Origin of the sequence: Corynebacterium kalinowskii (assembly GCF_009734385.1) — a bacterium.
Classification (GTDB): domain Bacteria; phylum Actinomycetota; class Actinomycetes; order Mycobacteriales; family Mycobacteriaceae; genus Corynebacterium; species Corynebacterium kalinowskii.
The window spans coordinates 1,461,518-1,474,536 of record NZ_CP046452.1 but is presented as its reverse complement, the minus strand read 5'-3'; the positions used below and the strand labels follow the sequence as shown (position 1 = coordinate 1,474,536).

13 protein-coding genes are annotated in these 13,019 nt (G+C 58.1%); 10 read left to right on the top strand and 3 right to left on the bottom strand.

All coding sequences use genetic code 11. The features are described from left to right. Positions 1-47: 47 nt before the first annotated feature. From cobO to CKALI_RS06935, 4 genes are read left to right on the top strand one after another with little or no spacing between them, the layout of a single operon-like run. A complete protein-coding gene (cobO, locus tag CKALI_RS06950; RefSeq protein ID WP_156192601.1) occupies positions 48-653 on the top strand; it encodes a cob(I)yrinic acid a,c-diamide adenosyltransferase in 606 nt (201 codons plus the stop codon). Continuing rightward, positions 647-2,002 (top strand): cobyrinate a,c-diamide synthase, encoded by a 1,356-nt coding sequence (locus CKALI_RS06945; protein ID WP_156192600.1) that lies wholly within the window; start codon positions 647-649, stop codon positions 2,000-2,002. Before cobO ends, CKALI_RS06945 begins: the two co-directional genes overlap by 7 nt. Before the next feature lie 6 nt (positions 2,003-2,008). Further along, positions 2,009-2,743 carry a uroporphyrinogen-III C-methyltransferase gene (gene cobA / locus CKALI_RS06940; protein ID WP_156192599.1) on the top strand — a complete coding sequence of 245 codons (735 nt, stop codon included), beginning with the start codon at positions 2,009-2,011 and terminating at the stop codon, positions 2,741-2,743. Between the two features lie 6 nt (positions 2,744-2,749). Next, on the top strand, positions 2,750-3,244 hold the full coding sequence (locus CKALI_RS06935; protein WP_156192598.1) for a hypothetical protein: 495 nt from the start codon (positions 2,750-2,752) through the stop codon (positions 3,242-3,244). Between the two features lie 4 nt (positions 3,245-3,248). Here the strand turns inward: CKALI_RS06935 and CKALI_RS06930 are convergent, their stop codons facing one another. Then, positions 3,249-5,138 carry an MMPL family transporter gene (locus CKALI_RS06930; protein WP_156192597.1) on the bottom strand — a complete coding sequence of 630 codons (1,890 nt, stop codon included), beginning with the start codon at positions 5,136-5,138 and terminating at the stop codon, positions 3,249-3,251. Between the two features lie 111 nt (positions 5,139-5,249). Between CKALI_RS06930 and CKALI_RS06925 the strand changes: the two genes are divergently transcribed. Next, positions 5,250-6,116, top strand: a complete 867-nt coding sequence (locus CKALI_RS06925; RefSeq protein WP_231580426.1) for a polysaccharide deacetylase family protein — start codon at positions 5,250-5,252, stop codon at positions 6,114-6,116. 976 nt (positions 6,117-7,092) lie between these two features. Here the strand turns inward: CKALI_RS06925 and CKALI_RS06920 are convergent. Beyond that, positions 7,093-7,800: a YaaA family protein gene (locus CKALI_RS06920; protein ID WP_156192596.1), complete on the bottom strand. Its 708-nt coding sequence runs from the start codon at positions 7,798-7,800 to the stop codon at positions 7,093-7,095. A 29-nt stretch (positions 7,801-7,829) separates the two neighbouring features. Here CKALI_RS06920 and CKALI_RS06915 point away from each other — a divergent pair, with 29 nt between their 5' ends. Beyond that, positions 7,830-8,369, top strand: coding sequence for a hypothetical protein (locus CKALI_RS06915; protein ID WP_156192595.1), 540 nt, complete (start codon positions 7,830-7,832; stop codon positions 8,367-8,369). Between the two features lie 20 nt (positions 8,370-8,389). Beyond that, positions 8,390-10,123: a proline--tRNA ligase gene (locus tag CKALI_RS06910; protein WP_156192594.1), complete on the top strand. Its 1,734-nt coding sequence runs from the start codon at positions 8,390-8,392 to the stop codon at positions 10,121-10,123. A 77-nt stretch (positions 10,124-10,200) separates the two neighbouring features. Here CKALI_RS06910 and CKALI_RS06905 read toward each other — a convergent pair whose 3' ends face one another. Continuing rightward, positions 10,201-10,977, bottom strand: coding sequence for a hypothetical protein (locus CKALI_RS06905; protein ID WP_156192593.1), 777 nt, complete (start codon positions 10,975-10,977; stop codon positions 10,201-10,203). A gap of 42 nt (positions 10,978-11,019) precedes the next feature. Here CKALI_RS06905 and rimP point away from each other — a divergent pair, with 42 nt between their 5' ends. The 3 genes from rimP to CKALI_RS06890 all read left to right on the top strand — a co-directional run bounded on the left by rimP (position 11,020) and on the right by CKALI_RS06890 (position 13,019). Beyond that, positions 11,020-11,574 carry a ribosome maturation factor RimP gene (rimP, locus tag CKALI_RS06900; protein ID WP_156192592.1) on the top strand — a complete coding sequence of 185 codons (555 nt, stop codon included), beginning with the start codon at positions 11,020-11,022 and terminating at the stop codon, positions 11,572-11,574. Continuing rightward, positions 11,571-12,557 carry a transcription termination factor NusA gene (gene nusA / locus CKALI_RS06895; RefSeq protein ID WP_156192591.1) on the top strand — a complete coding sequence of 329 codons (987 nt, stop codon included), beginning with the start codon at positions 11,571-11,573 and terminating at the stop codon, positions 12,555-12,557. Before rimP ends, nusA begins: the two co-directional genes overlap by 4 nt. Positions 12,558-12,701: 144 nt before the next feature. After that, entirely contained in the window at positions 12,702-13,019 is a 318-nt protein-coding gene (locus tag CKALI_RS06890) for a YlxR family protein (RefSeq protein WP_156192590.1), read from the top strand.

Below are 13,019 nucleotides of genomic sequence, written 5' to 3'. Positions count from 1 at the left end.
GTCGCTTTGTATAACCAAATTCGGCCTGCGTTGTCTAAGGAGTAGTCATGCCCCAAGGAAAAGTAGATCCTGCCAACATCCCTGATGATGGCCTCACCACCCGCCAGCGCCGCATGCTGCCCATCACTGCGGTGCACACCGGTCCGGGCAAGGGAAAGTCCACTGCCGCTTTCGGCATGGCCATGCGCGCCTGGAATCAAGGCATGAAGGTGGGTGTCTTCCAGTTCGTGAAGTCGGCGAAGTGGAAGGTCGGTGAGGAGGCAGTATTCAAGCGCCTCGGCGAGCTGGAGCCGGGCTCCGTGGAGTGGCACAAGATGGGCGAAGGCTGGTCTTGGACCAAGAAGCAGGGCTCAGATGAGGATCACGCACAGGATGCGCGTGATGGCTGGGAAGAAGTCAAGCGTCGCCTGAACACCGAAACCCATGACTTCTACGTGCTCGACGAATTCACGTACCCCATCAAGTGGGGCTGGGTGGATGTCGATGACGTTGTGGCCACGCTAAAGAATCGACCGGGAACCCAGCACGTGGTGATCACCGGTCGCGATGCCGATCCGAAGCTCATCGAGGTCGCTGATTTGGTCACCGAAATGACCAAAATCAAGCACCCGATGGATGTGGGGCGCAAGGGGCAGAAGGGTATCGAGTGGTAACTCCCGGCATCCTCATTGCCGCTACCGGTTCGGGGACGGGTAAAACCACCATCGCCACCGGCCTCATGGCCGCGCTGAGCAAAACGCGAAAGGTCGCCCCGTTCAAGGTCGGCCCCGACTACATCGACCCGAGCTATCACAGCCTTGCTACAGGCATGCCTGGCCGCAATCTGGATGCAGTCATGTGCCCGGGCCTCATCGGTCCGCTCTACGCCCACGGATCCGCGGGCAAGGACATCGCCGTGGTCGAAGGCGTCATGGGGCTTTTCGACGGCCGCATCACCGATTCTCACCAGGCGCTTCCCGCAGGATCTTCGGCAGCGATCGCCGCTGAGCTTGGGCTGCCTGTAATCCTGGTGGTGGACGTCCGCGGGATGAGCCAATCCGTGGGCGCTTTGGTCAAGGGTTTTGCCACCGAGTCAACGGACGTTCATGTAGCGGGCGTGATCTTGAATCAGGTTGGCAGTGATCGCCACGCTGCGGTGTGCCGTGAAGCAGTAGAAGCTGCGGGCATCGCTGTAGTAGGCGCAATCCCCAGAGTGGAAAAAGTCGAGGTGCCGAGCAGACACCTGGGCCTGATCACCGCGAAGGAACATGGGGAAAAGGCACGCCAAGCCGTGGAACGCATGGCTGAGCTGGTGGAAAAACACTGCGACATGGCGGCAATAGTTGGCCTGGCTGCGGCGAATTACGCGGGCGAGGAGTGGGTGCCGGGGAGGGTCGTCGAGAAGCAAAAGGCAGTGACGGTCGCGATGGCCGCGGGTCCAGCGTTTACGTTTGCGTACGCCGAGCACCGAGAGCTGCTGGAGGCGGCTGGCGCTCGTGTGGTGGACTTTGATCCGCTGACCGAAGCTTTGCCTGAGTGTGATGGCCTGATCATCCCCGGCGGGTTCCCGGAGGAGCATGTGGAGGCGCTGGCTGCGCGGGAGGATTTGAAGCAGCAGGTGCGGGCACACGTGGCTGCGGGCAAACCCGTCCATGGTGAATGCGCGGGACTGCTTTGGCTGGTGGAGAGTCTGGACGCCCATCCGATGTTGGGCGTGATCGGCACGCATGCAGCTATGGGGCGGCGGCTGACGCTGGGGTATCGGGAGTCTGTGGCGCTGACGGACAGCGTGCTGTACCGCGCTGGCGAGCGGATCACCGGTCACGAATTCCACCACACTGCGCTGACGGACTCCGATGCTCAGGGCTTCGATAAGGCGTGGGGCTGGCGTGCCTGGGACGGAGCCCCGAAGCAGGAAGGGTTTATCCGAGGCAATGTTCATGCTTCTTACCTGCATGTTCACCCGGCGTCATGCCCGCAGGCCGTGCAAAGATTCGTGGCAGCCTGTGGCGGGTTAAACTAATAACCCATGGGAAAGCGCAGTGTAGTTTTGGTCGGTGGCGGTCCCGGCGCCTGGGACCTCATCACGGTGCGGGGCATGCATGCCTTGCAAGCCGCCGATGTCATTTTGGCCGACCACCTTGGGCCGACGTCGGAACTGGAAAAGCTGTGCGATATCACGACCAAAGAGATCATCGACTGCTCCAAGTTGCCCTACGGCCGACAGGTGGCGCAAGAGAAAATCAATGAGATGCTGGTCGAGCATGCGCTTGCCGGCAAGAATGTGGTGCGACTGAAGGGCGGTGACTCCTTCGTATTCGGACGCGGATTTGAAGAGGTCCAGGCCTGCGCCGAGCATGGCATCGAGGTGGAAGTTGTCCCCGGTGTGACCTCTGCGATCTCCGTTCCGGCAGTGTTCGGGGTGCCGGTTACACAGCGCGGCATGGTGCATTCTTTCACTGTCATTTCCGGGCACGTCCCTCCCGGACATCCCACCTCGCTCAACAATTGGTCCGCGCTTGCGCAGACTGGCGGCACCCTCGTGGTGATCATGGGTGTTAAGAACGGTCCTGCCATTGCGAGCGCGCTTATCGACGCAGGTCGCCCCGCCTCGACTCCTGTCGCCGTCATTCAGGAAGGTACAACTTCGTCCCAAGTAGGGTTCCGCTGTACACTAGAGACGTTGGGGATATCATTGCGTGGCAATGGAGTTATGCCTCCAGCGGTCATCGTTATTGGGGAAGTTGCCGGACTAGAGGTGTAGCTCACTATGCAGGCTTGGTGGCTGTATTCGCTTGGAGTACTACTCTCCGTGTCTGCGATGCTGCTTTCACTCAACCCCGGCGGTTTGCCGTTGTTTTGGCTCATGCCGTGGGTACTGCTGCTGTTGCTCTTCAGTTTGACGTGGGTTGTCACTTTGCTCCACCGACATGCTGTACGTGCGCTCTGGGGGAGCGCACTGGTGTGCGTCGTCAGCGCCGCAGTTGTGCTGGCAGGAGTGCCATTTCAGGTGCACTGGAATTTTGTAAAACCAGATCTTGAGCGAGCCCTGGAAACCGGGACGTGTCCGGATCGCGCGGGACTCAGCAAAGTTCACTACTGTTCTACTGTTGTCGGTGAGCGGGCGTTCAATTTTGGCACTGGATTCATCGACCAGAGCTATGTGTTGCGAACTACCGTTGAGCCCGTGGCGAACGGCCCGGACCAATTGGTCCGGGTGAAGAAGATAGATACCGACTGGTACGTCGTGGTACGGGAGTTCTAAGAGTCTACTTCCAGAATGTGTCGCCGAGCTTCATCACGATTGCTGGCATCACAACGGTGCGCACCAGAAGCGTATCGATCAGCACACCGATGAAAATGACCACGCCCATCTGTGCCAGCGCAATCAGCGGGAGGACACCGAGCGCGGCAAACACCGAGGCCAGCAGGATGCCCGCAGAGGTGATCACGCCGCCGGTGGAAGATAGCGCCTTGAGAATTCCTTCCCGCGTTCCCACATGGGTAGCTTCTTCCTTCGCACGAGTGATCAAGAAGATGTTGTAGTCGACACCTAAAGCCACGAGGAAGACAAAGGCGTACAGCGGAGTGGTCTCGGCGATCGCACTGAACTTGAACACGTGCTGGAACACGAGCCAGGAAAGGCCCATCGCGGAGAAGTACGTCAGGATGACGGTGGACACCATGATCAGTGGGGCTACCCACGAGCGCAGCAAGAAACCAAGTGCCAGCGTCACTAGCAGTGCGAGCAGTGGGAATACTACCAGCTGATCCCGCTTTGCGGCGGCAATGTTGTCCTGGTTCTCGGCTTCCGGGCCGCCCACAGTTGCGTTGCTCAGGCCCGCGCGAAGCTCGTCTACGGATGGGCCGGAGACAAGCAGCACGTCCTCCTTTGTGCTCATGACCCGGCCACCCAACTGCTCAATCTCCTTGGTGGTGGCGGCGACATCTTTCGCCCACACATTGGCCGGGGTAGCATCTGCTTGGAACTCGCGTTCCAGCGTCTCGGCTGCACTGATGGATTCTGGGGTGTCCATGAATTGCTCAGAGGTTTCAAGTCCCACACGGGAGCCGAACAGCAACGTTCCCGCTGCTATGAGCACCAGGATAGATGCCGTCATGACGGCGGTGGCGTGGCTACGAACCAGGTTGCCAACCTTTTCCCACACTGCTGCATGCTGAGGTTCGCCGTCCTTCGGAACACGCGGCCAGAAAATCCACCGTCCGAAAAGCACCAAGGCGCCTGGCAAGGCGAGCAGCGCAAAGGCCGCAGCGACGACGATGCCATAGGCGCATGCCAAGCCCAGGCCTCGGGTGGCAGGCACCAGGGAGAGCAGTAGACACAGCATGCCCAGCATCACGGTGGTAGCACTCGCAATGACTGACTTGGCGGTAGGCCACCACGCTGCTTGCATGGCCTCGAAGCGGTTTTCATGACGGTGGAGTTCGTCACGATAGCGGGAAATCAGCAGCAGTGCGTAGTCAGTGCCCGCGCCGAAGACGAGGACAGACAAGATTCCGGAGGTGGATTCATCCCACACCACGCCCGTTGCGGAGAGCAGGTGGGTAAACGTGACGCCCGCGAATCGGTCCGCGATGCCGATCATCAGCAGCGGAATCAGCCACAGGAAAGGGGAGCGGTAGGTGATGATCAACAAGATGGCCACAATGGCGGCGGTGACTGCCAAGAGTAGGAAGTTCGCGCCGGAAAACACCCCGGCTAGGTCAGCTTGGATGGCCGCTGGGCCGGTGACTTGGACGCTTACGCCGTCGGGAAGCCACTCCGTGGCCTTGGCTCGCAGCTCCGCGATCGTGTCCTTATCCTGCGCATTCGTGCCGTCAGGAACCTCGAGTGGGACCATTGCGGCCCTGCCGGACTGCGCCGGAATGAGTGGACCACCGAGCTTGCTAGCCACGGCTTGAAGCTGTCCAATAGCTGCGGGGTTGTCAAAACTGAAGACTGCGACTGCAGTGGAGGTTTCCTCGCCCGGCAGTTCTTGCATGTGCTTTGCGACGGCCGTTGAATCGAAGCCATCAGGCAACCGATCTGCCGGCGTGGACGCAGATTCTTTTGCTCCAAACATAATGCCGAGCAGGCCGATGATGACCGCAATGAGGAGCCAAATTCTAAAGGGATGGAGTTTGGTGGCAGATTGCATAAGGCAATCTTACGGTGCCGTAGTCAGCGGTCTATTTCTAGCGCGCGCCCTTCCCCGCTGTGGGTTAGGATGAGCTGTCATTTCTGTGCGGAAGAGCTAGGAAACTGCATTATGGCTGGGAAACACCGTAATTCCAATGCCCGTAAATTGAGTCGCCGACAGCTGCTTGCAGTTGCAGCGTTGGCTCCGGCTGCCGGGGTAGTAGGCGCGACCGATGTGCGTGGATCCGCACCAGCGCCTGTAGTGGAGGAAGCCGTTGCTGCTGATACAGCTGTGCCGGAGGTCATTGTTCCAGTCGTGGATCGGTTTCGAGGCCGTACACCGGTAGCGTGGGGCATGGACCTGCCGGGGATTGTCCACTCGGTGCCCACCGTCCCTGGCCGGCGCACCCTCGCCCTTACCTTCGACGCCTGTGGCGGTGGAGTCGGCGTTGCAGAGGAAGCAAAACTCATCGCCGTCCTGCGCGAGTTCGCCGTGCCTGCCACCTTGTTCCTCAACAGCCGCTGGATCACCGTAAACCCTCAGCTCATGCGCTCTATTATCGACGACCCCCTGTTCAGCGTTCAAAATCATGGCACCAGACATCTGCCGTTGAGCGCCTCTGGACGACCGGCCTATGGCATCCCAGGAACTGTTTCCGTAGATGATGCGCTGGCCGAAGTCACTGGCAACCGAGACAGTGTTCGCGAGCAGTTTGGGCATGAGATGACCTGGTGCCGATCAGGCACGGCGCAATACGACGATGTATGCGTAGACATGTGCAACGCTTCCGGCATCCGTATCGCCGGATTCACCACCAATACCGACCACGGTGCCACCGCATCCGCGGCGCAGATCAGCGCGACGATCCGCAACATGCCCGATGGTGCGATCGGGTTCGGACACATGAATCACCCGGGATCGGGCACCGCCGATGGGGTGCGCGATGCAGTTGGTCAACTCAAGAACCAGGGTGTTCAGTTTATGAAAATGACCTAGCAACAAAACTGGCTGTATTCAAGGAATTTAGAACGGACGATCCGCCAGTAATGCTGATTGCCAACACCGGAAGATGCTGCATACAAAAATATGTATAGGCAACAATATTTCCTAAATACCTGCTAATGCAGATTAGATGTCGAGAAGATTATGCAGTCCATTTCTTTGTACATATTGGGATTATCTTAGCTGCGAGGAGGCTTCATTGGATCGCGCTTTTCAATTCCCTTGTACGGCCCTTCAGATTTCTTGGTGTCCAGGTAGTTGCCGTCGCCGTCATATTTATCCCAGCACTCGGTTCGAGGATTCCAAGTTTGATAACGATCGCTTACTTGTCCGCGTCGAAAGCCTTCATTCGTATTTCGTGCCATATCTTTCCCAATTAGTAGAGTTAGGACGGGTAGAGATACCCCAATTTTCGAACCGTGCGATGCGAATTTCTATCTCGGGGTATCAAAATGAGAACTCCGTACCCGTACTGATGGTTGCCCAAAATGCAGCTTGGCCGTGTACCGTTATGGATTCTTCTCTGTTCACAGCGTATTCGCCGGCAAGCTATGCAGGGCTCTCAACTGGTTACAGACGGGTGACCGCTTCTTTCCCTAGTTCATGCCGAAGGAAGGCTCGAAGATTTCCATGAACTTTTGCTTTGATATTCAAGCTATCGCTTGAATAGGTTTCCTAATAGGCTCCCCAGAAATCCAGATGAGTCAGATTTGCTTGGCTTGGGAGGGTTGGGCGTAGAACGATAGTGCGTGCGAACAGAAGACTCGCCCCGGTTGTGCGAGTGAACAAACACCCGTTTCTTTCCATCATTGGTCTTTGCCATGGGAATCTCCGAATTTTAGCTTCGAATATGTAGGTTAAGCGTAAAACCACCATAAACTACTTTCGTATTCATTGCGACAAGTACAGACTATCTTTGGATTCCGAATTGTTGACACTAAAATTCATTTGAAACTGACCAAATGGTCATCTAGATTTCGAGGCACAACTGGTCGTCGCTTCTCTTCTTAAGCTCTATGCCAGCTTCTGCGAGGATTCGTATAACATCGTCGGTACTTGTGATGCCACTGGCTACGATCGCCAACTCCCGCGCCACCAGCCCGCGGTAGTGCTTATTAAAGTGACTGACCACTTTTCCGTTCTTTTCCACCCGGACTGTGACGGCTCCGGGAACAGGTCCGAGCTGCTGGTACGTGCCGCTGCGTAGGTCAACGATCAAGCCGGACTCCGCCGACAGCACGCGCGTGATGCGGGCACCCCAGCGTGCCTTCATCGTCTTCGTGGAACGAGGGAGCTTGCTGCCACCGGAAAGTCGATAGTGCGGGATCTGGTCTGTAGCTCTGACGAGACCGAAGAGCGCTGAGCCGATGACCAGCCGATCGAGGGCGGGAGCGGGGAGAGTGGGAGCGTCAAGGGCGTCGTAAAGCACGCCCGTGTAGCGCAGAATCGCCGGCATGGTGGGGGAGGTGAGCAGCTCGCGGTTGGCAGCGGCCTCGTCCAATTGCTTTTCCGACAATCCGAGGGATTTCCTAGCCTGCACGTCCGTCATGCCAGAGACGATGCGCAGCAGCTCGCGTCGCACGGGGTTCAATGAAGGAAAGCTGAGCTTTTCGACGTCCAGCGCCGGGCCATCCCCGCCCCACGCTTTCGTCTCAGAAGGTGGCAACACGATCAACATGGGTCATACTTTAGCTGGAGGTGAGAAAATTGAAGTTGACCAGCTCTCGCGAGCAACTCCCAGTTTTCGTTGACGTATTGATGGCGCTTGCTCTCGTGGTCAGCTTGGTGTGCTTGCTGTATGCGTCAAGCGTCCCCGGCGGCGCCACATCTATGTTGATCATCGTCGTGTTATGGATTCTTCCGCTGTTCGGGTTGACCTACCTGGCGGTGGTGGGAGTATCCATCGCGAGCCGTAAGCTTTTCCGTTCATTGTGGTGGCCGCCAGTTTTCATAATGGTGTCAATTGCGATTCTGGCACTTGACGTTTCGGAAAGAATCCACTGGCCATTCATCAAGTCTGATCTAGAACAGGCCGTTGCTTCTGGGCAGTGTCCTAGCTCCGCCGGCCTAACCAGAGACATCACTTGCACTGAAGTCTCTGGCAATCCCGCCTTCGATCTTGGTGGTGGCTTCATCGATTCGTATTATCTCGTCCGCGCCCCTGGCGGGCTCGATCTTGCGAAACCCATGGAAATCCAACGCGACCTGGGAGACTCTTGGTATCTCGTGTACGTGCCCTTCGAATAGGCGCGGTATATTTATCAACCATGATCACTCGCATGTCCTCACTCTTCCTTCGCACACTTCGCGAAGATCCGGCTGATGCCGAAGTCCCAAGCCACAAGCTGCTCGTTCGCGCTGGATACATCCGTCGCGTTGCCCCGGGCGTGTACTCGTGGTTGCCACTGGGCCTGCGAGTCCTCCGCAATGTGGAGACAGTGGTTCGTGAAGAGATGAACGCCATCGGCGCACAGGAGTTGTCCTTCCCAGCACTGCTGCCACGCGAGCCATACGAGACCACCAACCGCTGGACCGAATACGGCGACTCTTTGTTCCGCTTGAAAGACCGCAAGGGTGCGGACATGCTGCTCGGCCCCACCCATGAGGAAATGTTCACGGCCACGGTGAAGGACCTGTACAGCTCCTACAAGGATTTTCCAGTCACCTTGTACCAGATCCAGACCAAGTACCGCGACGAGGAGCGCCCGCGCGCTGGCATCCTGCGTGGACGCGAGTTTGTGATGAAGGATTCCTACTCCTTCGACATGTCTGACGAAGGCCTCGAAGAGTCCTACCAAAAGCACCGCGTTGCTTACCAGCGCATCTTCGACCGCCTCGGCGTGAAGTACGCCATCTGTGCCGCTACTTCCGGCGCCATGGGTGGCTCCGCCTCTGAAGAATTCCTCGCTATCTCCGAGAACGGTGAGGACACCTTCGTGTCTGCAACTGATGGTGACTACGCTGCCAACGTTGAGGCAGTGGTGACGCAGCCGGGCGTCGAAAAGCCGATCGATGGGCAACCAGCAGCAGTCGTGCACGAAACCCCAGATGCAGTGACCATCGCTGCCCTCGTTGAGTGGGCCAAGTCTGTTGGCATCCAAGCTGAGGCAAAAGACACTCTGAAGTGCTTGGCAGTGAAGGTTCGCAAGCCGGGCGAGGAGTGGGAGCTCACGGGCGTCTTGCTTCCTGGCGACCGTGAGGCTGACATGAAGCGCCTCGAGGCATCTTTCGAGCCGGCCGAAGTTGCGCTGCTTGAGCCTGAGGATTTTGCCAAGTACCCATTCCTAGTCAAGGGTTACATTGGACCAAAGGGCCTGGCAGACAATGGTGTCACGGTGCTTGCAGACCCACGTGTCGTCGCCGGCACCTCGTGGATCACCGGTGCGGATCAAGCAAATCACCACGTGGTGGGCATGGTCTGTGGCCGCGACTTCACCCCAGACGGCTTCATTGAGGTCGCCGAAGTTCGAGAAGGCGACCCAGCACCAGAAGGAATGGGCACACTCACCCTCGAGCGCGGCATCGAAATCGGCCACATCTTCCAGCTCGGCCGGAAGTACACCGAGGCCATGGACGTGCAAATCCTGGACCAAAACGGCAAGACCGCTGTCCCGACTATGGGTTCTTATGGCATCGGCGTTTCCCGCCTCGTCGCTGTGCTAGCGGAGCAGATGCACGACGACAAGGGCCTCGTCTGGCCTGCCGAGGTCGCGCCATTCCAGGTGCACGTGGCCGTCGCCAACAAGGACGAAGCTGCAGGTAAAGCGGCCGAAGAACTGGCCACCGCATTGTCTGCTGCCGGTGTTGAAGTGCTTATCGACGACCGTCCCAAGGTCTCCCCAGGCGTGAAATTCAAGGATGCCGAGCTCCTCGGTACGCCATTCGCCGTAATCCTCGGTCGCTCCTTCGCCGACGGCAAGGTTGAAATTCGCGTGCGCGGCGGCGAAACCCTGGAGATCGCCTACGACGAGGCGCTGGCGAAGATCCAAGAGCTGCTTTAGTTCTGAACCCAAAAGTTTCACCCCTACTTGGCCTCAAAAAATGATTTAGTGCCAAGTAGGGGTGAAATTTTATTTAGTTAGGACAGCTTCAGGAACGGGGCCTGCATCGGGTCCTCGCCCCGAGCGCTGACCAAGGCTGCATACCTGACGGCAGCATTGCCGGCCTGGACCAGGGCGTAGCGGCGCCATTCGTCATTGCCAGACGCGAGAGCGGAGGATTGCCAGCGCGAGACGCTGTCGGCTTCGACTGCCACCAGGAAATCGCTGGTTGCCTCGACAGGCGGATACTGGCTGAGGTCGTAAGCAGCTGGGGCTGGGGTGGAACCTGCAGGCAGGGAAGCAACCAGTTCCTGATGGCGCTTCAATGACTCTTCCACCATCGGAGTGGCCGATCCCGAAAATGCGAGGGAAACATCCAGCCCGTACACCACAGCGTTTTCCCACTCGAGCATCGCGGCATCGACGGCGGACGGAGGCGTGGCGGAAACTGGACCGGCCATCATCGCGAGCTGCGTGTAGATCGCTGCGACCCGTGGCCGAGAGGACTCGTCGAGCGAGGGGAGTGCGTCCAGCACTCCACTGGCCGCGTCCGATGGGGCCAGTGGTGCAACAGTTGGCTCGGCCTTCGGATAGCGGCACGCTTCTGGGGTGGCACCATCGGAGGTGGTGCCACAGAGGCGGGCGATTTCGTCGAAAAGCGCTTGGGCCTGGGTGGCACGCACGTCGGCGTAAGAAGCATCGGCAGACTTGGAGTCGCTGAGCGCTTGTTCGCCGAGGCCAACCAGCGCCGGATCGGGCGTGGCGACCGAACAACCGGACAACAGGAAACACAGGGCAAACAGGCGCACTTTCACAGCAGCTTAGTTTAGTGACCTGCGCCCGCTATTGTGGTAGCCATGGCTTTTCCCACCGCAGATAAAATTACCGAGCTCATCACGCCGACTCTCAGCAGCTATCAGCTGGATCTTGAAGAGTTGAAGATCACGAAGGCAGGCGCGAAGTCTGTCGTCTCGATTGCGGTGGATCGTGATCAACGACCGGACCTCGACCTCCTGGAGGTCGTGTCGAATGAACTCTCCACCCAGCTCGATGCGGCCGAGGAGCGTGGCGATGTCTCGTTTGGCCCTGGCTACAGCCTTGAGCTGTCAACCCCGGGCGTCGATACGCCGCTCACCGCGCCGCGTCATTGGCGCCGCAACCAGGGGCGCAAGGTCGCCATCACCCGCGAGGGTCAACGCGAATTTGCGCGCATCGGGGCGCTTAACGACGCCGCCGACACCGTCATTCTCGTCACACGAACCGGGAAAAAGCTGGAAGTAACCGAACTGGAATTGGCCAAGGAACACCACGCAGTGGTAGAAATTGAATTCTCAAAAGTTCCCGCCGACGAGTCTGAACTCGCGGCCAAGACATTCGACGAAGCCATAGCGTGGCGAGAGGAAAACAAGTGAATATTGACATCAAGGCTTTGGAGGCCATCGAAAAGGACAAGCAAGTTTCTGTCCAGGACCTCATCGTGACTATCGGTCAAGCCTTGCTGGACACCTACAAGGCGTCTCCGGGGAACGAAGGCACTCGCGCCCGCATTGACATTGACCAGGTCAGTGGAACAGTGTCCGTCATCGCTTCCGAGCGCGATGAGAACGGCAACGTCACCGAATACGACGACACGCCACAAGATTTCGGTCGTGTGGGAGCACTGGCCGTGCGAGATGCGATTGTAAAGAAGCTGCGTGAAGCAGAAGCATCCCAGGCTTATGACCAGTACTCCGGACTCGAGGGCACGGTTGTCTCCGGCATCGTTGAAGCCGATGCCATGGCAAACGAGCGCGGCATGGTCGTAGTCAACCTGGGCACGGAACTTGATGGTCAGGATGGCCTGTTGCTTCCTGGCGAGCAGATTCCAGGGGAGAAGCTCAAGCACGGTGACCGCGTAAAGACCTTCATTGTTGAGGTCAACCGCCAGCCACGAAATGTTCAGATCAATCTCTCCCGTACTCACCCAGAACTAGTCCGTCGTCTCTTTGAACTTGAAGTTCCCGAGGTTGCTGACGGTGCTGTAGAGATCATGGGAATTGCCCGCGAGGCTGGCCATCGCACCAAGATCGCTGTCCGCGCCACGGTGAGAGGGCTCAATGCTAAGGGAGCATGCATCGGCCCACGCGGTCAGCGTGTGAACAACATCATGACCGAGCTTGGCGGTGAGAAGATCGACATCGTCGACTATGACGACGATTCCGCCAAATATGTCGGTAACGCTCTGGCCCCGTCCAAGGTGGTACACGTGGAAGTTATCGACCACGAAGCACAGCATGCCCAGGTCACGGTACCGGATTACCAGTTGTCTCTTGCCATCGGCAAGGAAGGTCAAAATGCCCGCTTGGCTGCGCGACTGACCGGTTGGAAGATCGATATTCGTTCCGACGCTGAATAAAGAGCCGTGTCGGGTGAACCTCGGGTTAACTTTTGGCCCGAGGTGGCGTAGAGTAGTCAACGGCCCGTGCGCGGGCCGGCGATATTCTACTGCCATTTTCAGCCCAACGTTTGACCAATGAAGTGAGTTCCAGAAAGGCCGTGCATGACCCAGTCCCAGCTGCTTTCCCCAGGAAAGACTGAACGACTGAGAACCTGTATCGCCACCCGGAAAACGCTTCCTGATTTTCAGCTGCTGCGTACTGTTCTCAGCACCTCTGAACCTAACGTTGTGGTTCCTGACCTGGAACGAAAGTTTCCAGGCCGGGGCGCATGGATAACTCCAACGCTCGAGGCGTTGGATACTGCTGAACAACGTAAAGCCTTTGGGCGCGCGTTTAAGGTGTCTAGCCTGCTAGACACACGTCTCGTCCGGCAATACCTGCTGGACACGACAACGAAACAAGAAGGACTACAACACTGA